Source organism: Jidongwangia harbinensis (assembly GCF_020216025.1).
Taxonomy (GTDB): Bacteria; Actinomycetota; Actinomycetes; order Mycobacteriales; family Micromonosporaceae; genus Actinoplanes; species Actinoplanes harbinensis.
The window spans coordinates 53,317-77,337 of the sequence record NZ_JAIWNC010000012.1 but is presented as its reverse complement, the minus strand read 5'-3'; the positions used below and the strand labels follow the sequence as shown (position 1 = coordinate 77,337).

General features: G+C 72.4%; 19 protein-coding genes. 12 read left to right on the top strand and 7 right to left on the bottom strand.

Features of this window, described 5'->3' with window-relative positions:
• Nucleotides 1-53: 53 nt before the first annotated feature.
• The gene (locus LDL48_RS17820) at nt 54-2,513 is read left to right on the top strand and encodes a RelA/SpoT family protein (RefSeq protein WP_225256272.1); all 2,460 of its coding nucleotides are present in this window, start codon (nt 54-56) and stop codon (nt 2,511-2,513) included.
• A gap of 7 nt (nt 2,514-2,520) precedes the next feature.
• Here the strand turns inward: LDL48_RS17820 and LDL48_RS17815 are convergent, their stop codons facing one another.
• Nucleotides 2,521-3,525 carry a GlxA family transcriptional regulator gene (locus tag LDL48_RS17815; RefSeq protein ID WP_225256271.1) on the bottom strand — a complete coding sequence of 335 codons (1,005 nt, stop codon included), beginning with the start codon at nt 3,523-3,525 and terminating at the stop codon, nt 2,521-2,523.
• 70 nt (nt 3,526-3,595) lie between these two features.
• Here LDL48_RS17815 and LDL48_RS17810 point away from each other — a divergent pair, with 70 nt between their 5' ends.
• Nucleotides 3,596-4,360 carry an NAD(P)H-dependent oxidoreductase gene (locus tag LDL48_RS17810; protein ID WP_225256270.1) on the top strand — a complete coding sequence of 255 codons (765 nt, stop codon included), beginning with the start codon at nt 3,596-3,598 and terminating at the stop codon, nt 4,358-4,360.
• A 58-nt stretch (nt 4,361-4,418) separates the two neighbouring features.
• Here LDL48_RS17810 and LDL48_RS17805 read toward each other — a convergent pair whose 3' ends face one another.
• Complete coding sequence (locus LDL48_RS17805; RefSeq protein WP_225256269.1) at nt 4,419-5,252, bottom strand: peptidylprolyl isomerase; 834 nt, start codon at nt 5,250-5,252, stop codon at nt 4,419-4,421.
• A 31-nt stretch (nt 5,253-5,283) separates the two neighbouring features.
• On the bottom strand, nt 5,284-6,162 hold the full coding sequence (locus tag LDL48_RS17800; RefSeq protein ID WP_225256268.1) for a peptidylprolyl isomerase: 879 nt from the start codon (nt 6,160-6,162) through the stop codon (nt 5,284-5,286).
• Nucleotides 6,163-6,334: 172 nt separating this feature from the next.
• Between LDL48_RS17800 and LDL48_RS17795 the strand changes: the two genes are divergently transcribed.
• The gene (locus tag LDL48_RS17795; RefSeq protein WP_225256267.1) at nt 6,335-7,018 is read left to right on the top strand and encodes an MBL fold metallo-hydrolase; all 684 of its coding nucleotides are present in this window, start codon (nt 6,335-6,337) and stop codon (nt 7,016-7,018) included.
• Nucleotides 7,019-7,033: 15 nt separating this feature from the next.
• Nucleotides 7,034-8,347 (top strand): histidine--tRNA ligase, encoded by a 1,314-nt coding sequence (gene hisS, locus LDL48_RS17790; RefSeq protein ID WP_225256266.1) that lies wholly within the window; start codon nt 7,034-7,036, stop codon nt 8,345-8,347.
• On the opposite strand, the gene LDL48_RS17785 is transcribed toward hisS, so the two are convergent.
• Together LDL48_RS17785 and LDL48_RS17780 are read right to left on the bottom strand one after the other, a co-directional pair.
• Complete coding sequence (locus tag LDL48_RS17785) at nt 8,334-9,446, bottom strand: serine hydrolase domain-containing protein (protein WP_372472143.1); 1,113 nt, start codon at nt 9,444-9,446, stop codon at nt 8,334-8,336. The genes hisS and LDL48_RS17785 overlap by 14 nt on opposite strands.
• 149 nt (nt 9,447-9,595) lie before the next feature.
• Entirely contained in the window at nt 9,596-10,756 is a 1,161-nt protein-coding gene (locus LDL48_RS17780; RefSeq protein ID WP_225256264.1) for a serine hydrolase domain-containing protein, read from the bottom strand.
• A gap of 147 nt (nt 10,757-10,903) precedes the next feature.
• Here LDL48_RS17780 and LDL48_RS17775 point away from each other — a divergent pair, with 147 nt between their 5' ends.
• Nucleotides 10,904-11,836 (top strand): acyl-ACP desaturase, encoded by a 933-nt coding sequence (locus tag LDL48_RS17775; RefSeq protein ID WP_225256263.1) that lies wholly within the window; start codon nt 10,904-10,906, stop codon nt 11,834-11,836.
• A gap of 105 nt (nt 11,837-11,941) precedes the next feature.
• Here the strand turns inward: LDL48_RS17775 and LDL48_RS17770 are convergent, their stop codons facing one another.
• Both LDL48_RS17770 and LDL48_RS17765 read right to left on the bottom strand, forming a co-directional pair.
• Nucleotides 11,942-13,177 carry a low temperature requirement protein A gene (locus LDL48_RS17770; protein ID WP_225256262.1) on the bottom strand — a complete coding sequence of 412 codons (1,236 nt, stop codon included), beginning with the start codon at nt 13,175-13,177 and terminating at the stop codon, nt 11,942-11,944.
• Nucleotides 13,178-13,229: 52 nt separating this feature from the next.
• Complete coding sequence (locus LDL48_RS17765; RefSeq protein ID WP_255628395.1) at nt 13,230-13,775, bottom strand: PaaI family thioesterase; 546 nt, start codon at nt 13,773-13,775, stop codon at nt 13,230-13,232.
• A gap of 21 nt (nt 13,776-13,796) precedes the next feature.
• On the opposite strand from LDL48_RS17765, the gene LDL48_RS17760 reads away from it, so the two are divergent.
• The 7 genes from LDL48_RS17760 to LDL48_RS17725 all read left to right on the top strand — a co-directional run bounded on the left by LDL48_RS17760 (nt 13,797) and on the right by LDL48_RS17725 (nt 24,018).
• Nucleotides 13,797-14,267 (top strand): winged helix-turn-helix transcriptional regulator, encoded by a 471-nt coding sequence (locus LDL48_RS17760; protein ID WP_225256260.1) that lies wholly within the window; start codon nt 13,797-13,799, stop codon nt 14,265-14,267.
• Nucleotides 14,268-14,451: 184 nt separating this feature from the next.
• Nucleotides 14,452-15,273 carry a cyanophycinase gene (locus LDL48_RS17755; RefSeq protein WP_225256259.1) on the top strand — a complete coding sequence of 274 codons (822 nt, stop codon included), beginning with the start codon at nt 14,452-14,454 and terminating at the stop codon, nt 15,271-15,273.
• Nucleotides 15,270-17,954: a cyanophycin synthetase gene (gene cphA / locus LDL48_RS17750; protein ID WP_225256258.1), complete on the top strand. Its 2,685-nt coding sequence runs from the start codon at nt 15,270-15,272 to the stop codon at nt 17,952-17,954. Before LDL48_RS17755 ends, cphA begins: the two co-directional genes overlap by 4 nt.
• Nucleotides 17,955-18,467: 513 nt before the next feature.
• Entirely contained in the window at nt 18,468-20,894 is a 2,427-nt protein-coding gene (locus LDL48_RS45050; protein ID WP_372472136.1) for a protein kinase domain-containing protein, read from the top strand.
• A gap of 478 nt (nt 20,895-21,372) precedes the next feature.
• A complete protein-coding gene (locus LDL48_RS17735; protein ID WP_225256257.1) occupies nt 21,373-21,630 on the top strand; it encodes a hypothetical protein in 258 nt (85 codons plus the stop codon).
• Nucleotides 21,631-21,901: 271 nt separating this feature from the next.
• Nucleotides 21,902-22,804, top strand: coding sequence for a sigma-70 family RNA polymerase sigma factor (locus tag LDL48_RS17730; protein ID WP_225256256.1), 903 nt, complete (start codon nt 21,902-21,904; stop codon nt 22,802-22,804).
• A 95-nt stretch (nt 22,805-22,899) separates the two neighbouring features.
• Nucleotides 22,900-24,018, top strand: a complete 1,119-nt coding sequence (locus LDL48_RS17725; protein ID WP_225256441.1) for an epoxide hydrolase family protein — start codon at nt 22,900-22,902, stop codon at nt 24,016-24,018.
• The last annotated feature ends 3 nt before the right edge of the window (nt 24,019-24,021 follow it).

The following is a 24,021-nucleotide window of genomic DNA, read 5'->3' as shown; positions in this document are numbered from 1 at the left end:
CACCCGGGTAGGATGACGTTCTCAAGCAGGTGAGCAGCGAGGTGAGGAGGCCGGTGTCCAGCGACGTCGCCCCTCCATCGGAGGGCACGGTGCAGCCGACCGACAACTCACGCGCCGGCGCCGACGCGACGGTGCAGGCGGAGGCGCAGCCGGCCACGGTCACGCCGGACCCGCCGCCCGCCGACGGGCCCGAGGACTCCGACTCCGCTCAGGCGCTCGTTCCCGCCGAGGAGTCGGCGAGCACGTTCGGCCTGGCCAGCGCCCCGACCGGGCGGCGGGTCCGGGCCCGGCTCGCCCGGTTCAACGCGCCCTGGCAGACCACCCAGGTCAGCGAGGTGCTCGAGCCGCTGATCGCCACCCACCGCGCCAGCCATCCGAAGGCCGACGGGCGGGCGCTGCAGCGGGCGTTCGACGTGGCCGCCCGGTGGCACTCGGGTCAGTACCGCAAGTCCGGCGACCCGTACATCACGCACCCGCTGGCGGTCGCGACCATCCTGGCCAACCTCGGCATGGACACCACGACGCTGGTCGCCGCGCTGCTGCACGACACGATCGAGGACACCGACTACTCCCTCGACGCGATGCGCACCGACTTCGGCGCCGAGGTGGCGCTGCTGGTCGACGGCGTGACCAAGCTCGACCGGGTCAAGCTCGGCGACGCGGCGAAGGCGGAGACCATCCGCAAGATGGTCGTGGCCATGGCCAAGGACCCGCGGGTGCTGGTCATCAAGCTGGCCGACCGGCTGCACAACATGCGGACGCTGACCTTCCTGCCCCGCGCCAAGCAGGAGCAGAAGGCCAAGGAGACGCTGGAGATCCTGGCTCCGCTGGCGCACCGCCTCGGTATGAACACGATCAAGTGGGAACTCGAGGACCTCGCGTTCGGCACGCTGTTCCCGAAGCGGTTCGAGGAGATCAACCGGCTGATCGGCGAGCACCAGCCGCAGCGGGAGGCGTTGCTGCGCCAGGTGACGCAGCGGGTCCAGCTCGACCTGAAGTCGGCGAAGATCAAGGCCGAGACCACCGGCCGGCCCAAGCACCTGTACTCGATCTACCAGAAGATGATCGTCCGGGGCCGCGACTTCAACGACATCTACGACCTGGTCGGCGTGCGCATCCTGGTCGACACGGTCCGCGACTGCTACGCCGCGCTGGGCGTCATCCACGCGAACTGGCAGCCGGTGCCGGGCCGGTTCAAGGACTACATCGCGATGCCGAAGTTCAACATGTACCAGTCGTTGCACACGACGGTCATCGGCCCGACCGGCAAGCCGGTCGAGATGCAGATCCGCACGTTCGCCATGCACCGCACCGCCGAGTTCGGCATCGCCGCGCACTGGAAGTACAAGGAGCAGAAGGGCGCGACGATCGTCGGCCCGCCGGCCCACATCGACGAGATGACCTGGCTGCGCCAGCTCCTCGACTGGCAGCGCGAGGCCAGCGACCCGTCCGAGTTCCTGGACGCGTTGCGCTTCGACCTGTCCAGCCAGGAGGTGTACGTCTTCACGCCGAAGGGCGACGTCATCCCGCTGCCGACCGGGTCGACGCCGGTGGACTTCGCGTACGCGGTGCACACCGAGGTCGGGCACAAGTGCATCGGCGCCCGGGTGAACGGCAAGCTGGTGCCGCTGGAGTCCACCCTGTCCAACGGCGACGTGATCGAGATCTTCACGTCGAAGTCCGCGACGGCCGGCCCCACCCAGGACTGGCTCGGCTTCGTGAAGAGCCCGCGGGCCCGCACCAAGATCCGGCAGTACTTCAACAAGGAACGCCGCGAAGAAGCGATCGAGATCGGCAAGGACGCGATCGTCAAGCAGATGCGCAAGCAGGGCCTGCCCCTGCAGCGCATGCTGACCAGCGAGAACCTCACCGCCATCGCCCGCGACCTGCACCTGCCCGACGTGGCGTCGCTGTACGCCGCGGTGGGGGAGAGCACCGTCTCGTCGCAGTCGGTGGTGCAGAAGCTGGTCGCCGGGTTCGGCGGCGAGGAGGGCGCGGTCGAGGACATCGCGGAGACCGCGGTCGCCACCCGCCCGCCGCGCAACCGCAGCACCGCCCAGGACCCGGGCGTGGTGGTCAAGGACGTCAGCGACGTGTGGGTGAAACTGGCCCGCTGCTGCACGCCGGTGCCGGGCGACGCGGTGTTCGGCTTCGTGACCCGCTCCGGCGGCGTGAGCGTGCACCGGGAGGACTGCGCGAACGCCGAGGACCTGCGCGAGCAGAGCGAGCGCGTGGTCGAGGTGAGCTGGAAGCCGACCAGCGCGTCGACGTTCCTGGTAGCGATCCAGGTCGAGGCGCTGGACCGGCACAAGCTGCTGGCCGACGTGACGCGCGTGCTGAGCGAGGAGCGGGTGAACATCCTGTCCGCGACGGTCACCACGACCCGCGACCGGGTGGCGGTCAGCCGGTTCACGTTCGAGATGGCCGACCCGAAGCACCTGGGTCACCTGGTCGCCGCGGTGCGCAAGGTGGACGGTGTGTTCGACGCGTACCGGGTCACGTCCGGCGCCTGACCACCGGCTACCCGCTGCCGTCGCCGCGGAAGGTGGCCCGGTAGGTGCTGGGTGAGATGCCCAGCTCGGCGTGCAGGTGCGCCCGCATCGAGGCCGTCGAGCCGAAACCCGCCGCGGCGGCCACCTCGTCCACGGGCAGGTCGCTGCGCTCCAGCAGCGCGCACGCGCGTTCCACCCGCTGGCGGGTGAGCCACTGCCCGGGCGAGGTGCCGATCTCCTCGCGGAAGCGGCGGGTGAAGGTCCGCGTGCTGGTGGCCTCCTGGGCGGCGAGGTCGCGCAGGCTCACCGGCCGGTGCAGGTTGGCCAGCGCCCACTCCCTGGCCCGGCTCGTCGAGGAGACGCGCTGGTCGGGGACCGGGCGCTGGACGTACTGGGCCTGCCCGCCGGCGCGGTGCGGTGGGACGACGGTGCCGCGGGCCACGTCGTTGGCGACGGCGGCACCGTGGTCGGTGCGGATCATGTGCAGGCACAGGTCGATGCCCGAGGCGGCACCGGCGGAGGTCAGGATGCGGCCGTCGTCGGTGTACAGGACGTCCAGGTCGAAGGTGACGTCGGGGAAGCGCCGCCGGAACCGCTCGGCCGAGCGCCAGTGCGTGGTCGCCCGCCGGCCGGTGAGCAGTCCCGCCTCGGCCAGCACGAACGAGCCGGTGCAGATCGAGGCGATCCGCGTGCCGGCTCCGAGGCGTCTCAGGGCTGCCGCCACGGGTGCGTCGACCGCGTCGGGGCCGGGCTCTGCGTCGGAAGTCGCGAAGTCCGCCCGCGACCCGGGTACGACGACGGTGTCGGCCTCGTCCAGCGCCTGCCCGCCGTGGGCGACGGTGATCGGGAAGTCGGCGTCGGTCCGGATCGGGCCGGGCGCGAGCGCGCAGGTGACGACGTCGTACAGTCGCGCGCCGGCCGGGGTGCGGGCCTGACCGAACAGGCGGTGGACGAGCGCCAGCTCGAAGGAGAGCACCTCGTCGCGGACCAGGACCGCGACCCGGTGCCGGCCGTCCCCGGCGAAAGCGCTCATGGCCCGATCCTCGCACATGTTGTCCATCGGGCCACTCGTCCCGGCCGGGCCGCCGGCCCACGCTGGAGGCATGAACGTCCTCTGGATCTCAGCGCACCCCGAACCCCGCTCGCTCAACGGCTACCTCGCCGCCGAAGGCCAGCAGGCCCTGCGCGCCGAGGGGCACACCGTCGAGGTGTCCGACCTGTACGCCATGGGGTGGAACCCGGTCGTCGACGCCGCCAGCTACGCCCACGACCCGGCCCGGCGCTTCCGGGTCGCCGCCGCGGCCGAACGGGCCCACCGCGAGGGCACGCAGGCCGCCGACATCCGCGCGGAGCAGGCCAAGATCGACCGTGCCGACACCGTCGTCGTCCAGTATCCGATGTGGTGGTTCGGGATGCCGGCCATCCTCAAGGGCTGGTTCGACCGGGTCTGGCACCTGGGCTACGCCTACGGCCACCGCGGCCCGAACGGGGAGTGGATCGGCTACGGCGACGGGTTCCTCGCCGGGAAGCGCGCGATCGCGGTGGTCACCATGGGCGGGCCGGCCTGGTCCTACGGCGAGCGGGGCATCCACGGCGCCGTCGACGACCTGCTGTTCCCGCTGCAGCACGGCGTGCTGTTCTACGCCGGGGCGGAGGTGCTGCCCCCGGTGCTGATCTGGGGCGCGGACCGGCTCGGCCCCGGGGAGGCCGAGGAGGCGGCCGCGCGGTTGCGTGAACGGCTGCTGACGATCCCGGCCACCGTGCCGCTGGCCTACCGGACCCAGGCCGGCGGGGACTACGACGAGCGTCTCGTCCTGCGCCCGCGGGTGGCACCCGGTGCGGCCGGGTTGCGCGCACACCTGGCCTGAGGCGCGGACACGCGGAAGGGCGGACCGGAACCGGCCCGCCCTTCCCGTTGCGTGGGGCTCAGGCCGCGGCCATCAACAGCGACTTGATGCCGATCTCCTGCTTGGGGTGACCGTCGCCCGGCTGGTTGGCGTTGTCGGTACCGGCCTTGGCGACCTTGTCGACGATCTCCATGCCCTTGGTGACCTTGCCGAGGACCGTGTAGTCCGGCGGCAGCTGGGCGTCGCCGTACACGATGAAGAACTGGCTTCCGGTGCTGGCCGGGGCCTGCGTCTTGGCCATCGCGATGGTGCCCCGCGGGTACGGCGGGGTGGCCGCGGTGGGCAGGTTCTCCTCGGCGTACCGGAAGCTGGGGCCGCCGGTGCCGTCGGTCTGGCGGTAGCCCTTGCCCTTGGCGCTGGGGTCACCGCACTGCAGCACCTTGATGCCCTCGGTGACCATCCGGTGGCACTTCGTCCCGTCCCAGAACTTCTTGCTGGCCAGGTATTCGATGGCGGCGGCCGTGCAGGGGGCCTTGGCGCGGTCCACCGTGGCCACGATGTCGCCGAGCGTGGTGCTCATCGTCATGGTGGCGGTGCCGGTGTTCGGCGCGTTGGGGCCGGGCGTGCCGACGTCGACGACCTTGCCGCCGCCCGCCGCGTCCTCCGGGTTCCACGTGCAGGCCACCGTGCCGGCCGGGGCGGCACCGGCGTTGTTCGCGGGCTCGTCGCTGTCGTCCGCGCCCACGGTGTTGACGATCCAAAATGCCGCACCCGCGATGACGATCACGACTAGAGCGGAACCGATGATGGCCTGCCGCTGCCGGCGCTTACGCGCCGCCGCGGAGCGTTCCGCCATCTCCTTCTCGAGCCGGGCCCGCGCCGCCGCGCGCTGCCGGTCCTTTATCGACGACACGGTCTTCCTCCTGGGTTGTCTGTCTCGCGGTTCAGGACTGGCTGCTGGCCGAGGGGGCGGGCGCGGGCGGGGTGTCCGCCGCCGCGGCACCGACGGTCACCGACTGCACGACGACCTTCTCCTTCGGCTTGACCTTGTCACCGGAGCCGTTGTCCACGGTGGCAATCTTGCCGATCTTGTTCAGGGTGTTCAGCCCGGCGGTCACGGTGCCCACGATGGGGTACTGCGGGTCCGACTTGGGGGCGTAGTCCTTGAGGAAGATCAGGAACTGGCTGCCGTTGTTGCCCGGCGGGTTGCTCCACAGGGCGACGGTGCCCTTCGGATAGAGCGGCTTCGCCGGCGGCGGCGCGGTGGACGCGCTCGGCTCCGGAGCGGGGGCGGTGGGCACGTTCTCGTTGTAGAACGTGTACGTCGGGCCGCCGAGGCCGGTGCCCTTGGGATCGCCGCAGTGCAGCGCCCCCTCGGCGGTGATCTCGTGGCACTCGGTGTTGTCGTAGAACTTCTTCTGCGCCAGGTAGGTGAGGCTCGCACCGCTGCAGGGCGCGTTCGCCAGGTCCAGCGCGACGGTGATCGGGGCGCCCTGGTTGGTGGTGACCGTCATCGGCGCGGTCCCGGAGGTGGGGATTCCGGTGGTCGGCGGGGTGCCGACGTCCTTGAGGTCGGTGTTGCTCTCGGCGCTCTGCGGCGTCCACGCGCACAGGTTGCTCGCGGCCGTGTCCTCGGGCTCGTCGCTCTCGTCGAACATGCCGCCCAGCCACGCGACGCCGCCGACGATCAGCGCGACCGCCAGCGCGGCGCCGAGTCCGGCCTGGATCCGTCGCTTGCGGCGTTCTCTCGAGGCCCGGCGTGCCAACTGCCGATCGAGCTTGGCGCGCGCGAGAGCGCGCTGCCGGTCCTTGCTGGATGCCACCGAGTGCTGTCCTTCCTGCGCCGAATGCCTTGTGGCCTGCGTCACCTGCACGCCCCGCGGTGTGCCACGCCACACGCCCGCAAGAGTGTACGGGTACGTCCTGTGAATGTGGTGTGCGCCCGCCCGGCTAGGCTCGTTACGATCACCATTTGCTCGAGGGGAGGGGCGCGCCATGCTCGTCACCGGCTTTCCGGCCGAGGCGTTCGGCACCAACTGCTACGTCGTGGCCGCCGGCCCCGGCGAGCAGTGCCTGATCGTCGATCCGGGCATCGGGGTGCTGGATCGCCTGGACGAGGTGCTCGCCCAGCACCGCCTGCACCCGGCCGCCGTGCTGCTCACCCACGGCCACCTCGACCACACGTTCTCGGTGGCGCCGGTGTGCGGCGCCCGCGGCATCACCGCCTACGTGCACCCGTCCGATCGGGAGATGCTGGCGGACCCGGGCAAGGGACTGGGCGCCGACCTGAGGTCGCTGCTCGGCGGCCGGCTGACCTACACCGAGCCGGACGACGTCGCGGAACTCACCGACGGTGCCACGCTGGCGCTGGCCGGACTGGAGATCACCGTCGACCACGCGCCCGGCCATACCGGCGGGTCGGTGCTGTTCCGGCTGCCGGGCGCCGGCACGTCGTGGGACGCGGACCAGGTCTGCCTCTCCGGTGACGTGCTCTTCGCCGGCTCCATCGGGCGCACCGACCTGCCGGGCGGCAACCTGACGACGATGACGGCCAGCCTGCGGGACAAGATCCTGCCGCTCGCCGACGACACCGTCGTGCTCCCCGGCCACGGCCCCGCCACCACCATCGGCCGCGAGCGGTCCACCAACCCGTACCTGCGGGAACTGATCGCTCTCTGACTTCGGAGACCTCCCGTGCCCATTTCCGGCTTCCCTGAGTGGCTGCCGTCCCAGCGGATGATCGAGCAGTACGTGCTCGACCGCATCCGCACCACCTTCGAGCTGTACGGTTTCGCGCCGCTGGAGACCCGCGCGGTGGAACCGCTGGATCAACTGCTGCGCAAGGGCGAGACCTCGAAGGAGGTGTACGTCCTGCGCCGCCTCCAGGAGGACCCGTCCGCGGGCGGCGGTGACGACGCGCTGGGCCTGCACTTCGACCTGACCGTGCCGTTCGCCCGCTTCGTGCTGGAGCACGCCGGCAAGCTGAACTTCCCGTTCCGCCGCTACCAGATCCAGAAGGTGTGGCGGGGCGAGCGGCCGCAGGAGGGGCGGTACCGGGAGTTCGCCCAGGCCGACATCGACGTGGTGGACCGCGACACGCTGCCGTTCCACTACGACACCGAGATGCCGCTGGTGATCGGGGACGCGCTGGGCGGCCTGCCGATCCCGCCGGCCCGCATCATGGTGAACAACCGCAAGGTGTGCGAGGGCTTCTACCGCGGCCTCGGCCTGTCCGACACCGATCAGGTGCTGCGTACCGTGGACAAGCTCGACAAGATCGGCCCGGACAAGGTTTCCGCGCTGCTGGTCGAGACGGCCGGCGCGACCGACGCGCAGGCCGCGGCGTGCCTGCGGCTGGCCGGGATCTCCGCGGCGGACGGCTCGTTCGTCGACCGGGTCCGCGCGCTCGGCGTCAGCGAACCGCTGCTGGACGAGGGCCTGGCGGAGCTGGTCCGGGTGGTGGAGACCGCGGCCGAGCACGCGCCGGGCCTGGTGGTGGCGGACCTGAAGATCGCCCGTGGCCTGGACTACTACACCGGCACGGTCTACGAGACCCAACTGCAGGGGTACGAGAAGTTCGGCTCGATCTGTTCCGGCGGCCGGTACGACAACCTGGCCTCGTCCGGCACCGAGCGGTTCCCCGGCGTGGGCATCTCGATCGGCGTCTCCCGGATGCTCGGCCTGCTGTTCGGCCGGGACGCGCTGACCGTCTCCCGCAAGGTGCCGACGTGCGTGCTGGTCGCGCTGCCGGACGAGGACCAGCGCCGGGAGTGCGACCGGGTGGCCGCCGCCCTTCGCGGCCGCGGGATCGCCACCGAGGTGGCGCCGACGGCCGCGAAGTTCGGCAAGCAGATCCGTTTCGCCGAGCGGCGGGGCATTCCGTACGTGTGGTTCCCCGGCGCGCCGGACACGGTGAAGGACATCCGCTCCGGCGACCAGGTGGAGGCGGACGCGTCCACCTGGGACCCGCCCGCCGCCGACCGGGCGCCGGCGATCAGCGCAGGCTGACCGCCAGCTCCCGGTCCACCTGGAACGGGCGGAGATCGGTCGTGGTGCGGGCCGCTGCCGGCTGCTCACCGCAGAGCGCGGTGATCCAGAAGTCGGCGGCGGCCTCGTCGATCGGGTGCGGCTCGGTCGACTCCTGGTAGAACGCCATGCTCTGCGCGTACGTCATCAGGCGGTTGCCGTCCGCGCGGTGGAACGAGATGGTCTGGTGACCGATGGTGCCGCCGCTGTGGCCCCAGGCCCGGCCGCACGGTGTCGGGAGCCAGTACAGCCCGAGGCCGTACCCGCCGGCCTCCGGGTCGGCGGCGTCCATCGGCACCGTGGTCTGCATCTCGGCCAGCAGGTGGGCGGAGAGCAGGTGACCGGTGAGCAGGGCCCGGTAGAACCGGTTCAGGTCGGCGGCGGTGGAGACGAGATCACCGGCGCCCCAGGCCCAGGACATGTTGTACCGGGTGAAGTCGCGCAGCTCGCCGTCGGTCCACGGGACGTAGGCGTGCATGTGCGGGCCGTGGATCACCGGGTCGGCGCCCTCGAAGTAGGTGCCGCGCAGGTGCAGCGGGCGCAGGATGCGGCGGGTCACCTCGGACTCCAGGCTGCGCCCGGTCACCTCCTCGACGATCAGCCCGGCCAGCACGTAGTTGGTGTTCGAGTACGACCAGCCGGCGCCCGGCGCGTTGGTCGGCGGCATGGCCAGCCCGATCCGGGCGAGCTGCTCCGGCCGGTAGGTGGTGCGGCCCACCGCGACGAGGTCGTCCCCGGTGGCCAGCAGTTCGTCGGTGTAGTTGCCGATGCCGCTGGTGTGGTTGAGCAGCATCCGGACGGTGACCCGGCGGCCCTCCTCGCCGGGCACCAGTTCGGACAGGTAGCGGCCGATGGGCGCGTCCAGCCGGAGGCGTTTCTCGCCGGCCAGTTGCAGCACGGTGGTGGCCACGAAGGTCTTGGTGATGCTGCCGACGCGGTGGCGCAGGCCGTCGCGGACCGGCCTCCCGGTGCGGACGTCGATGACGCCGGCGGTCGGTGTCCAGGTGCGGTGGCCGTGGCGGACCTCGGCGAAGACGCCGGGCATGCCGGCGGCGTGCACCGCCTCCAGCTTCTGCTGCAGCACGTCGCCCGGCGGGGCGGCGATCGCCGTGCCGGCCGGCGCGACCAGCAGTACGGCGCTGATGACGCAGGTCAGAGTGCGTTTGAGCATGGTCCCTCCTCGGTGACGATGTCGGGATTCCTCCATTGTGGTCACTGCCCGCAACCGGGTCAGCGGTGTCCGGTGAGGACGCCGTCGGTCGCCGGCCGGACGGCGGCGGCGGAGCGGGCCGCGGGCTGCCCGCCGCACAGCGCGGTGACCAGGAACACGCCGGCGGCCACGTCGATCGGGTGCGGTTCGGTCGGGGACTCCTGGTAGAACGCCATGCTCTGGGCGTACGTCACCTGGCGCGTTCCGTCCGGGCTGTGCCACGAGACGGTCTGGTGGCCGATGGTGCCGCCGTCGTGGCCCCAGAACGTGCCGCACGGCAGCTGGACCGCGTAGAGGCCGAGTCCGTACCCGCTGCCCGGGGTGGTCTGCATCTCGGCCAGCAGGGGCGGGGTCAGCAGGCGGCCGGTGAGCAGGGCCCGGTAGAACCGGTTCAGGTCGGCGGCGGTGGAGACCAGGTCCCCGGCGGCCCACAGCCACGACATGTTGTAGCGGGTGAAGTCGCGCGGCTCGCCGTCGGTCCACGGGACGTAGGCGTGCATGTGCGGGCCGCGGATCAGCGGGTCGGCGCCCTCGAAGTAGGTGTCGCGCAGGTGCAGCGGGCGCAGGATGCGGCGGGTCACCTCGGACTCCAGGCTGCGCCCGGTCGCCCGCTCGACGATCAGCCCGGCCAGCACGTAGTTGGTGTTGGCGTAGGCGTATCCGGTCGTCGGGGGCGCGGCCAGGCCGATCCGGACGAGGTGCTCCGGCCGGTACGTGGTGCGGCCGACCGTGATCAGATCCTCCGGTTCGCGGATCAGCTCGGTGTCGAAGTCGCCGATGCCGCTGGTGTGGTTGAGCAGCATCCGCACGGTGACCCGGCGGCCCATCTCGCCGGGGACCAGGTCGGGCAGGTAGCGGCCGATCGGCGCGTCGAGCCGCAGGCGCTTCTCGCCGGCGAGCTGCAGCACGGTGGTGGCCACGAGGGTCTTGGTGATGCTGCCGACGCGGTGGCGCAGGCCGTCGCGGACCGGCCGCCCGGTGCGGATGTCGATCACGCCGGTGGCCGGTGTCCGGGTGCGGTCGCCGTCGCGGACCTCGGCGAAAGCGCCGGGCATGCCGGCGGCGTGCACCGCGTCGAGTCGCCGCTGCAGGACGTCGCCCGGTGGGGCGGCGGTGGCGGTACCGGCCGGCGCGACCAGCAGTACGGCGGTGCTGACGCAGGTCAGAGCGCGTCTGAGCATGGTTCCCCCTCGGTGAGCGTTCGGTCTCCGTCAGTGTGGTGACCGGCGGCACACGGGTCGTCGGTCACGGGAACGACGTGGGGGGTCCTCCTCGGGGAGGACATAGGCTACGGTTGCGTAAGTTACGCAACCGTAGGGAGGGCGCTCGTGCCGCTGGATCAGACGTCTCTGCTCGTCGAGCTGGAGCCCGTGGTCGCCACGAATCTCGACCGCCACCTGACGCTCGCCAAGGAGTGGTTCCCGCACGAGTACGTGCCGTGGAGCGAGGGCCGCACGTTCGACGGCCTGCTCGGTGGCGAGCCGTGGCGCGAGGACGACTCGGCGCTGCCGGACGTCGCGCGTACCGCGTTGATCGTCAACCTGCTGACCGAGGACAACCTGCCCTCGTACCACCACGAGATCGCCACCCTGTTCGGCCGGGACGGCGCGTGGGGGACATGGGTGCACCGGTGGACCGCGGAGGAGGGCCGGCACGGCGTCGCGATCCGCGACTACCTGACGGTCACCCGGGCGGTCGACCCGGTCGCGCTGGAGCGCGCCCGGATGGCGCACATGGAGGCCGGCTACACCAACGCGCACGACGACGAGGTGCTGCACTCGATCGCGTACGTGGCGTTCCAGGAACTCGCCACCCGGATCTCGCACCGCAACACCGGCAAGGCCACCGGCGACCCGATCGCCGAGCAGCTGCTGGCCCGGGTGGCCGCGGACGAGAACCTGCACATGGTGTTCTACCGCAACCTGCTGGGCGCGGCGTTCGACCTGGCGCCCGGGCAGGCGATGCGGGCGGTGACCGACGTGGTGAGCCAGTTCCAGATGCCCGGCGCGAACATCGAGGGCTTCGGCCGCAAGGCGCTGTCCATCGCGCTGGCCGGGATCTACGACCTGCGGCAGCACCGGGACGAGGTGCTGGCCCCGGTCCTGCGGCAGTGGAACGTGTGGGACCGCACCGGCCTGGGCGCCGAGGGCGAGCAGGCCCGCGAGGAGCTGGCCGGGCACATGGCGGAACTGGACGCGCAGGCGAAGCGGTTCGAGGAGAAGCGGGAGGCGCGCCGCCAGCGGCAGGCGGCCCGCAGTTGACGCATTCGACATCCTTCTCGTTTCCGCCTGCGCCGACTACCCCGCCGAAGCCGCCTCCAGCGGCGACACCATCACGGCTCCTCGCCGTCTGAGCGACGGGCCCGCTCAGGTGTGTGCGGTGTGGATCTCGCCGGCCCGGTGCTGGGCGACGCCGGTGGCCACCCCGGCCACCAGTACGGCGGCGAGCAGGGCGAGCAGGACCGGTGGCGGAAGGTCCATCAGCGACACCGCCAGTACCAGCAGCACGCCGGTGCCCGGCCACACCAGCGCGGCCCGGACGTGCCCGGCCAGCACGGCCTGGATCAGCGCGGCACTGGCCAGAAAGCCGGCCAGGCCGATGCCGAGGACCGCCCGGGTGCCGGTGGACAGGTGGCCGTCGGCGCCGTGCACCACGGCGTGCTCCAGGCCCACCGCCACCGCGGCCAGGCTGACCGCGATCGGCAGGTGGGCATACACGTAGAAGTCGTGCACGCCCTGCCGGGTCCGGTCATGGCCCTCCTGGAGCAGCCGTCGCTTCGCGACGCCGCCGGACAGGTCGAAGTAGGACCACCACACCGCGGCGGCGACGAGGAACGCGAACGCCGCGGTGGCGACCACGCCGGCCGTCCACCCGCCGTCGTGCACGCCGGTCACCACGGCGGCCACCGACTCGCCCAGCACCAGGATGACGAACAGGCCGAACCGCTCCGGCAGATGTTCCATGTGCAGCGGGATGGCGTCCTTGAGCCGCGCCGCCAGCGTCGGTCCGACCAGGTCCACCGCGACGCCGACGCCCCACAGCACGTACCGGGCCGGGGTGGGCACCGCCAGCGAGATCAGCCAGACCGCGGCGCCGGCGGAGTGCCCCAGCAGGTACGGGCGGATGGTCCGCCGGGCGTCCGGCAGGACCCGCCAGGCGCGCAGGTAGCCGGCGATCAGGACGACCCGCAACACGACGTACGCCAGCGCGAACCACCGGCTCGTGGTGGCGTCGAGCTTGTCCACCGACGCCGCCATGGCCACCACGCCGGCCATGCCGGCCAGCGTGAGCAGGCGGAAGATCGCGTCGTCGGTGTCGAACCGGTTGGCGTACAGCGTGGTGCTGGCCCAGGCCCACCAGCCGATGGTCAGCACCGCCGTGAACGTCAGCGCGCCGGACCAGGTCTCGTCCTTGGCCAGCAGGTCCGCGCAGCGCGCCACGAACAGGACGAACGCCAGGTCGAAGAACAGCTCGAGCCGGGTCGCGGACCGGTTGGACTCCTGGTTGACGTCGGGCGGGCGGACGAGTTCGCGTTCCTCCGCGTCCTCCCGGTCGAGTTCGGCCTGTTCCTCCGGGGTGGCGCCGTTCTCCTGCTGGGGCATGTCTCCGCATGCCCCGGATCGCGGGTGTCGATGCGTGACCGGCCCGACCGGCTCAGACCGCGGGCAGGTCGAAGATCAGGCAGCTGGACGTGGCGTGCGCGACCAGGCGGCCGGACCCGTCGGTCAGCCGGGCCTCGGCCAGCGCGGTCCGGCGGCCCCGTTGCAGCACGTCGCCCCGGCAGCACAGGCGCCCCGACGCCACGGTGACCGGGCGCAGGAACTTCACATTCAGATCCAGAGTCGTGTACGCCACCCCGGCCGGCAGCGTCGAGTGCACCGAACAGGCGGCGGCCGTGTCCAGCAGCGTGGACAGCACGCCGCCGTGCACCGTGCCGAGCGGGTTGTAGTGGAACTCGCGGGGGTCCAGATGCACCGTCACGCTGCCCTCCTCGACCTCCATGGCGCCCATGTCGATGAGATGCATGACCGGTGGCGGCGGGAGAGCGCCCGACGCCATGGCCCGCAACAGCTCCAGACCGCCGACGCGACCCAGGCGTCCGGCGTGCTCGGCCGGGTCGGTCCAGGAGTAGGTACGGCTGCGCTCGCTCTGGGTCTGCGTCATGGACGCAGGTTGCCACCGGTTTGCTGCGTCTGTCAATGAGACCTAGCCTCTAGGGTCATGACGCCCGCCGCCCTGGAGTGGTCCATCGAGACCTGCACGATCAGCCGCGCGATGGAGATCATCGGCGAGAAGTGGACGCTCGTCGTCCTCCGGGAGATCTTTTCCGGGGTACGCCGCTTCGACGACATGCGGGTGCGCACCCACATCCCGCGGCAGGTGCTGACCAACCGGCTGGCCACGCTGGTCGAACACGGGGTGCTGCGCCGCGAGCCGTACCAGGAGCCCGGCGCCCGGGTCCGCCACGAGTACCGGCTCACCCCCAAGGGCCTGGACCTGTACCCGGTGCTGATCGCCGTCGCCGCGTGGGGCGACACCTACCTGTGCGACCCCGAGGGACCGCCGCTGGAGTTCGCCCACCGCACGTGCGACGGCGCGGTGCACGTGGAGGTCCACTGCGCCAACCAGCACCGGGTGACCACCAACCGCGACATCACCCCCCGCCCCGGCCCCGGCGCCCGCCGCCGCTGACCACCCCTGCCTCCCGGAGTTCGTGGTGCCGGTGTTGCGGGTGTGACGCGGCTTCTGTTCGCACCGCAACGCCAAGGTCGACGCGGCCCGGGACGGGGGCGGCGAAGCCGGTGATTAGTCCAATGTTTCGGTTTTGTTCCGTTTAACCTCAACGGTGGCTGATCAACGCGGCGAGGGGGGTGCTGTGCTAACCGACACGGCGCGCCGCGCCCGCCTGCTGATCATCGGCGGGGCGGCCGGAACGGGACTGCTGCGCCGGTTCGTCGACCTCGCCGGGGGACCGGCCGCCACCGTCGTCGTGATCGCCACCGCCAGCACCACCCCCGACGTGCTGGAGGCCGAGCATGTCCGGGCCTTCCGTGACCTGGGCGCCGGCGCGGTCCGGGCGCTGCGGCTGGCCACCCGTCCGGACGCCAACGACCCGGCGGTCACCGCGGTGCTGGAATCGGCCACCGGCGTCTACTTCACCGGCGGCGACCAGTCCCGGATCGCCGCCGTGCTGGGCGGCACCCGGACCGACTCGCTGCTGCAGTCGCTGGTCGCCACCGGGCGGGTCGTGCTGGGCGGGACCAGCGCCGGCGCGGCCATGATGTCCAGCACGATGATCGTCGGCGGGGACGGCCCGGGGGTGACCACGGACAGCGTGCGCACCGGACCCGGCCTGGAGTTCCTTCCCGGCGTCCTGATCGACATGCATTTCGCCGAGCGGGGCCGGCTCAACCGGCTGCTCAGCGCGGTCGCGCACTATCCGCACGAGCTCGGCGTGGGCATCGACGAGGACACCGCGATCCTGGCCGAGGGGGACGCCTTCGAGGTGCTCGGCAGTGGTTCGGTGACGGTCGTCGATGCCGGCGGGGCCACCGACATCCGGGTGCCGGAGTCCGGGGCGATCGCGTTGTCCGGCGCGTGCATCCACGTCCTGCCCGCGGGTTGCAGATTCGAGCTGTCCGGCCGCCGTCCGTCGATCCTCGACGCGCCCGCCGGAGAACGGGGACGAGCCGCATGAAGATCATCAGCCTGCGCCGCCTGCGCGGACCGAACGTGCACCTGTCCCGGCCGGCCGTGGTGGCGCGGCTGCGCCTGGACGAGCTGACCGGCCGGGAGACCTCGGACGTCACCGGCTTCACCGAGCGGGTGCTGCGGACGCTGCCGGGCCTGGCCGAGCATCACTGCGCGGCCGGGGCGCCGGGCGGGTTCGTCAGCCGGATGCGCGGCGGGACCTACTTCGGCCACGTCACCGAGCACGTCTGCATCGAGCTGTCCCAGCTGATCGGGCGCGACATCAGCTTCGGGCGCACCGCGTCGGCCGGCGAACCCGGCCTGTACGACGTGATCATCGAATGCCCGGTCGACGAGTCGCCGGAGTCCAGCCTGCCCGCGTCGCTGCTCGACGCCGCGGTCGACCTGGTCACCGCCGTGGTGGCGGCCTCACCGTGCGACCTGCGGGCCCGGCTCGCCGAGCTGCGGGCGATCGCCGAACGGGAGGCCACCGGCCCGAGCACCGCGGCGATCATCGCGGCGGCCCGCCGGCGCGGCATCCCGGTGGAACGCTTCGGCGACCTGAGCCTGCTGCGCCTGGGCTGGGGGAACCGCCGCCGCCTGGCCTGGGCCGCGATGACCGACCGCACCGGCGGGGTGGGCATCGACATCGCCGGCGACAAGGAGGTCACCCGCCGGCTGCTCGGCGAGGCCGGGGTGCCGGTGGTGCCCGGCGGCGCGGCCCGGACCCGGGAGGCCGCGGTGCGCCTGCTGTACGACCTGGGCGCGCCGGTGGTGGTCAAGCCGCGGGCCGGACGCCAGGGCGAGCACGTCGCGCTGCACCTGCACACGGCCGGCGACGTGCAGCGCGCGTTCGCGGCGGCGGGCGGCGACGTGGTGGTCGAGCGGCAGCTGCCCGGCCGGGACTACCGCGTCCTGGTGGTCGCGGGCGAGGTGGTCGCGGCCGCCGAGCGCGTCGCCGCGCACGTGGTGGGCGACGGCGAACACACCGTGGCGGAACTGATCGAAGCGGTCAACGCGGATCCCCGCCGCGGCCACGGTCACGCCCGGGTGCTCACCGTGCTGACCGTCGACGACGTGGTGCGGCAGGTCCTGGAACGGCAGCACTGCACGCTGCGGACCGTACCGATGGCCGGGCAGGAGGTCTGGCTGCGGGACAACGCCAACCTGTCCACCGGGGGCACCAGCCGGGACGTCACCGACCGGGTGCACCCCGACGTGGCCCGGCTCTGCCTGCGGGTGGCCGCCCTGGTCGGCCTGGACATCGCCGGCATCGACCTGCGCCTGCACGACATCGCCGACCCGCCGCCGCCGGCCGGCGACCCGGACGAGGTGACCGGCGGCGTGATCGAGGTCAACGCCGTGCCCGGCCTGCGCATGCACCTGGCACCGGTCCAGGGCCGGGCCCGCGACGTCGGCGACGCCATCGTCCGGGCGATGTTCCCGAACGGCGCGGACGGCCGCATCCCGACCGTCTCGGTCACCGGCACCAACGGCAAGACCAGCGTCGCCCGGCTGACCGCGCACCTGCTGGCCGGCACCGGGGTGACGGTCGGCCTGGCCAGCACGGACGGGGTGGCCGTGGACGGCCGGACGATCCTGCGCGCGGACGCCACCGGCCCGCGCTCGGCGCAGACCGTGCTGGGCGACCCGGGCGTGCAGGCCGCTGTGCTGGAGACGGCCCGCGGCGGCACCCTGCGGCGCGGGCTGGGCTACGACTGGACCGACGTCGGCGTGATCACCAATATCACCGCCGATCATCTCGGCCAGGACGGCCTCGATTCGATCGAGGACATCGCGCACGTCAAGGCGCTGGTCGCGGAGCGCGTGCGGGACGGCGGCACGCTGGTGCTCAATGCCGACGACCCGTGGGTACGCAGCCTCGTCGACCGGCCCCGGGTGCGCGCGGACCGCAAGCGGGTGGTGTGGTTCGGCACCGATCCGCAGAACCCGGTGGTGGTGGCGCACCTGAGCCAGGGCCGGACCGCGTACCTGCTGCAGGACCGCTGGCTGGTCCAGGCCACCGGGCCGCGGCGGACGCCATTGCTGCGCCTGGCCGACCTGCCGGGCGGGTACGGGGGAGCGGCCGGACACGCCGCCGCGAACGCGCTCGCCGCGATCGCCGCCGCCCGGGCGCTCGGTGCGTCGCCGGACGTGGTCGCGCAGCGCCTCGCCGAGTTCGATCCGCCGGTGCACAACCCCGGCCGGGGCACGTTGCTGCGCTGCGGCGAGGTCTCGATCTTCCTGGACTACGCGCACAACCCGGCCGCGCTCGCCGCGGCGCTGCGTACCCTGCACCGGATGTTCGGCCCGGACCGCTGCGTGGCCGCGGTGACGCTGCCCGGCGACCGGCGCGACGATCTGCTCGCCGCGTCCGCCCAGGTGCTCGCGGACGGCGTGACCCGGGCCGTGCTCTACGACGACGAGGATCCGCGGGGCCGCGCCCCCGGTGAGGTGTCCGCCCTGGTGGAACGCGAGATGCGGGCGCGCCGCCCGCTGCTGCGGGCGGTTCGCGCGGACGGCTACCGCTCGGCGGTCACCGCGGCCCTGGAACTGGCCGCGCCCGGCGAGGTGGTTCTGGTGGTGTACGAACGGCTGCAGCCCATGCTGGCCCTCCTCGGCGAACTGGGTGCGGTGCCGGCCGGCCCGGGACACGCACGACTCGTGACGGCGGCGACAAAAGAATGATCGACGTCAACGTATGGGCCGATCAGTCGAGGTAGCGCAGCTAGAGCCCCGGTCTGGGCCGGTTCGGGCGGAATCAATCAGGTGGCAACTCTGCGTAGTCGGGATTTGTTGTCCTTCCGACATTGTTGTTTCCATGCACGCGAAACTTTCGCAGAGTGACGCGCCCACCACTGCAGGTAGAGCCATTCCCTGAGGGGCCACCCGAACGGGTGAGAGTGGCAAGTTCCGACGTATCGAACAATCGGGACGCGCGAAGCCCGGCGAAACCGCTCTGACCTGCGGTTTTCCGGCTCCCGGCGGGTCCCGTACCGGGGGCTCGAAGTTCCTAACCCTGCGTGACAACCCGCAGGTCATGCCGCACCTGGAGAGGTCGAGACCGAGGCCGTTATTGGGCTAACATCTCGCCGTCGAAGGGGAACGCCCCGGTCCGCCGAAGGATCGAGACACCACCCCGACGCCGAGGCGCATGGCGGTGCTTCTCGACGTTTTCTCGAATCGCGCATGTGGGGGCACATGAGCACGACGGACCTGCCCGGTTCGAGTCTGCTGGCCGGTCGCTATCGACTGGTCGAGCGGCTCGGTGCCGGCGGGATGTCAGTGGTGTGGCGGGGCTTCGACGAGGTTCTCGGCCGACAGGTGGCGGTCAAGGTGCTGCCCCCGTCGACCAGTGCCGATCCCTCGTTCCGGCGCCGGCTCCGTGCGGAGGCCCAGGCCGCCGCGCGTCTGAGCCACCCGCACATCACGAACGTCTACGACTACGGCGAAGCCACCACCGCGGACGGCGAAGCGGTGCCGTACGTCGTGATGGAGCTGGTCGACGGCGAGTCCCTGGCGGCCGTACTGGCCCGCGTCCGGCGCCTGCCGTGGCCCGCCGCCGTGCGCATCTGCGCCGAGGTCTCCGCGGCGCTCGCCGGCGCGCACGCCCGCGGCATCGTGCACCGCGACGTCACCCCGGCCAACGTCATGCTCACCTCGTCCGGCGCCAAGGTGGTCGATTTCGGGATTTCCGCGCTGATCGGGGAAAACGACATCGACCCCGACGGCAGCCTGCTCGGCACCCCGGCCTACCTGGCGCCCGAGCGGCTCGAGGGCGGTCAGGTCAGCCCGGCCACCGACGTGTACGCGGTGGGCCTGCTGATCTACCGCACCCTGATCGGCCAGCTGCCCTGGGACGTCGGCACCACCACCGCGCTGCTGCGCGCCCACCAGTACACCGAGCCCGAGCCGATGCCGCCGGTCGAGGGCCTGCCGCCCGCGGTCTCCGCGCTGATCGGCCGGTGCCTGGAGAAGAACCCGGACGACCGGCCCTCCAGTGCCGAACTGGCCCACGTGCTGGCCGGGATCTCGGCCGAGTCGCCGGTCCGCGGCCTGGTCCCGGACTGGGGCGAGAACGGCGAGGACACCACCATCCTGCCGTCCGCGCACCCGTACACCGGCGGCCTCGGCCGCCCCCGGTCCAGCTACGCCCCGGCCCCCGCCGCCGGACGCGGCGTGGCCGCCGTGCACGCCGACGGCCCGTCGAGCCTCTCCGCCGCGGCCGCCGCGATGGCGGCCGCCCACCACGATGCGCCGATCGACGCCCCGGTCTCCCCGGCGCCCGGCACCGCGATCCCGGTCCCGGTCGCGGACGTGGAGGCCGCGGTCGCGGGCGAGCGGGTCGCCGGCCGGCCCATCGCCGCCGCGATGAACCCGGCGGCCGACCTCTCGTCGCTGCCGTCCGGGCCGATCGCCGGCCCGAACGCGCCGGCGCTGCCGGACACCCCGGCCGACAACCGTGGCCCGGGACCGGCTCCCGGGCGCAACAACCGCTTCGCCGGAACCCCGCGGTCCCAGCAGGTGGCCGCCGCGCCGGCCGCCGGCCCGCCGGCCTCCGCCGGATCGGCCGCCGGCCCGCCCACCTCGATCCGGCCCGCGTACACCGGCTCCGGCCGGCCCGCGGACAGCCTCCCGTCCCAGCGTGGCGGCGGCAGTCCGCCGGCACCGCCGCCGCACGGCCCCGGTCCGTCCGGCCCGGGCGGCGCCGGACCGTCCCGCCCGCACCGCACCCAGGGCCGGCGGGTCCTGTTCGTGGCCGCCGCCGTGGCGCTGCTCGGCGTCGCCGTCTACGGCTGGAGCCTGACCGCCACCGCGGCCGGCTCGAACGACGGCCGGTCGCCGAAGTCGCTCCCCGAACCCAGCATCGTGGCCGCCACCGGGAAGTGTGTGGTCAGCTACGCGGTCTGGTCGGACACCGGTGACCGCTTCAAGGCCACGGTCACCGTGGCCAACCGGGACAACGCCCCGATCAAGAACTGGAACCTCTGGTTCATCATGCAGGGCGACCAGACCGTCTCCGGCAACGGCAAGGTCCAGCTGACCCAGCAGGGCACCGCGGTCACGGTCAAGTCGCCGGGCACGCTCAACCCGCAGAACGCCGTCACCCTGGACGTGACCGGGCGGTACGACGCGAGCAACCAGCCGCCGATGGTCTTCGAGCTGGACAACAAGACCTGCGAGACGTATGTGTCGGGCAAGCCCGGAGAGCCGTCCCGGCCGGTGCAGAAGCTCGCCAACGGCAAGGGCTACACGTTCGGGCCGCCGGCCAAGGACAACCCGGCACCCGGCATCATCATCGGCCCCGGCGGCGTGGTGACCCCCGGGCCGCTGCCCACCACCACCGGCGCGGCCGGCACGACCACGCCGCCCACCACCGGGACCACGACCACCACGACCACGACCACCACACCGACGGCCACGGCCACCACCACGACGACGACCAACGCGGGCGGCGGCGGCAACAACGGGCCGGGGCCCGGGCCGGGGTGCCAGTCGAATTGCCCGACGGCGGACCCGACCACCACCGACCCGACCACCGAGCCGACCGATTCGACGGTCACCACGCCGCCGGGGGAGCCCGACCCGGGCACCGACGACACCGACACCGACCCGGCGGACGAGTAGGGCACCGCGACGTCACGGGCCGCCCCGGCACTGCCGGGGCGGCCTGTCCTGTCCCGTGGCGCGTCGCGCGCAGCCGGAGCGTCCGCCGAACGGCGACGGGCGGGTCCCGCTCGGCGGGGCATTCGCCAGATCTTTCGGTTTCTCGCCGTATTGGCCGGGCATAACCGTCTTGAGCTGCGCTTTCCGGAGTCGCACAGCCGACCGGTGCGTTGCGTTAATTGGGGTGCGAGCGGGATCGTATCGGAGTAACAAGGCCCTTAGGTGACGTGCACGCCGGCATCGGCGGGCCGGGCACCGGCCGGCGACGCGGACGGCGCCACCGGAGAGACAGCGAAACAACGTCGGCGTGCCTGCGGGCCGGTTCGACACACGCGAGGAAGATGAGGGCAACCGAGCTGCAACGGACCAGCCTCCGTTTCGGCACCGGCGCGGGTGTCAGCTAGCCACAGAGCAAGTCGTCGCACACGGGGAGTTCGACATGATCAGCACTGTGCAGGAACTGGCCGCGGAGGCGCTGTTCGTCTCCGACCTGCAGCCGTCTGAGCGTCCGAGCCGGGAGACGGTCGAGCAGACCGTGACGGCCATGATCCTGCGCCACGGCAGCGACGGATGCGCCGCCGCGGTGGCCGCGGAGTTCGGCGACCACCCGGAGGAAGCGGTCCGCCGGATGTGCTGGGTGCGCGCCGAACTGCGGACCGTGCTGGCGGCCCAGCGCCGCCCGCACTTCGCCAGCTGACGGCACTTCGCCAGCTGACGGCCCGCCCGCACTTCGCCAGCTGACGGCCCGCCCGGACTCCGCCGGCTCGCCGGCCGCCCCGCACGTCGCCCGCTGATCGGCTCCGCCCGCACGCTGCCCGCCCCGGTGCAGCCCGCCCGGCGTACCTGAGCCTTTCTCCCAAAAAACACCGCAAAAGCAACCGAGTTCCGCCGCGCCTGCACCTTGCGACGGCAAATGTTCTCCTCGTCAGCCGGTCCGCCGACCGGTTCACACGAGCGAGGAGGACCACGTGACTGCCACGAATGATCTCCCCGCCACCATCGGCACCACACATGACGCGCCGAGTGCGCGCGACCTCGAGGACCTGATCCGCGAAAACATGCCGATGGTGGGCCATCTGGTCCGGGAGTTGCTCAACCGGGTACCCGGCCATGTCCACGCCGACGACCTGTCGTCCGCGGGTTTCGCCGCACTCCTCGGCGCCGCGCGGTCGTTCGACCCGAGCCGGGGCATCCCGTTCCACCGCTTCGCCGCCGTCCGGATCCGCGGCGCACTGCTCGACGAACTGCGCGGCCAGGACTGGGCCAGCCGTTCGGTACGGGCCCGCGCCCGCCGGACCACCGCGGCCCGGCAGGAACTCACCGCCGCGCTCGGCCGCACCCCGACCGACGCCGAGGTGGCCGGACTGCTCGGCATCGGGTTGTCGGAACTGGCCGCGGTCGAGGACGACGTGCAGAAGGCCGCGCTGCTGAGCCTGCAGGGCTTTCCCACCGGGGCGGCTGAGGAGATGGTGCAGGAACAGTCCGAGGGGCCGGAGGACCTGCTCCTCAAGCGGGAACGGCTGGGTTACCTGCACCAGGCCATCCAGGCGCTGCCGGAACGACTGCGGATGGTCGTCACCGAGTCGTTCCTGCAGGAGCAGCCGCTGAGCGAGGTCGCCGCCCGGCTCGGGGTGACCGAGTCCCGGATCTCCCAGCTGCGCACCGAGGCGCTGCGGCTGTTGCGCGAGGGCCTGAACAGCTCGCTGGCACCGGAGCTGCTCACCGTCGCCGCCGGGGGCCCGCGCACCCGGAAGGGCTGCATGCAGCGGCGCCGCACCGAGTACTTCGCCCGGGTGGCGGAGGAGGGCAACCTGCGTACCCGGCTGGCGCTGACCGACAGCCACGGCATACCCATCGCAGTCGCCGCGTAGCGCGCGCATCCGGCTGGGCGGTGCCACAGGGGCCGCCCAGCCGATTGCGGACGGGAAGTGACCGCTTCCGGTCCTAGCGTCGTGGCATGACCGAGATTCGAGACTTCCGCATCGCCGTGCCCGAACCCGAACTGGCCGATCTGCACGCGCGGCTGGACCGGACCCGCTGGCCGGAGCAACTGCCCGGCGACGGCTGGCAGCGCGGCGTGCCGGTCGACTGGTTGCGCGAGCTGGCCGGCTACTGGCGCACCGGCTACGACTGGCGGGCCCAGGAGCAGCGGCTGAACGGGTTCCCGCAGTTCCGTACCGAGATCGACGGCATCGACCTGCACTTCCTGCACGTCCGGTCGCCGGAACCGGGCGCGCTGCCGTTGATCCTCACGCACGGCTGGCCCAACTCGATCGTCGAGTTCACCGACCTGATCGGCCCGCTGACCGACCCGCGGCGGTTCGGCGGCGACCCGGCACACGCCTTCCACGTGGTCGCGCCGTCCGTGCCCGGGTTCGGCTTCTCCGGCCGCCCGCGCCGCACCGGCTTCGGCGTCGGCCAGGTCGGGCGGATGTGGGCGGAACTGATGACGCGCCTCGGCTACCACCGGTACGGCACGCAGGGCGGGGACCTGGGCGCGTACGTCGCTCCCGAGGTGGCCCGGATCGCCCCGGACCGGGTCGTCGGCGTACACGTCAACGGTGGTCTGGGTTTCCCCACCGACGAAGACGTGGCCGCCCTCGGCGAGGCGGACCGGGCCGAGTACGAGACGACCATGCAGTGGGCGGGCACCGGCGTCGATCACCACGGCCTGCTGCGGGCCGCGCCGCAGACGTTCGGGTACGGCTGGCACGACTCGCCGGTGGCCCAGCTGGCCTGGCTGATGCAGAAGTTCAACGAGTTCGCGATCACGGTGGCGCAGCCGGAGCAGGCCATCGACCGGGATCTGCTGCTCACCAACGCGACGGTCTACTGGCTGACCGGCACGTCCGGTTCGTCGTCCTGGCCGATGTACGACACCACGGCGTTCACCTGGCCCCGCAGCCAGAAGGCGGTGCCGTCCGGCGTGTACAGCGGCGGGCCGGCCCTGTTCCGGCGGCTCGCCGAGCGGGACAACACGATCGTGCACTGGCCGGAGGGCAACCCGGGCGGTCACTTCGTCGCGATGGAGGAACCGCTGGCGCTGGCGGCGGACCTCCGGGCGTTCTTCGCGCCGTTGCGCTGACCG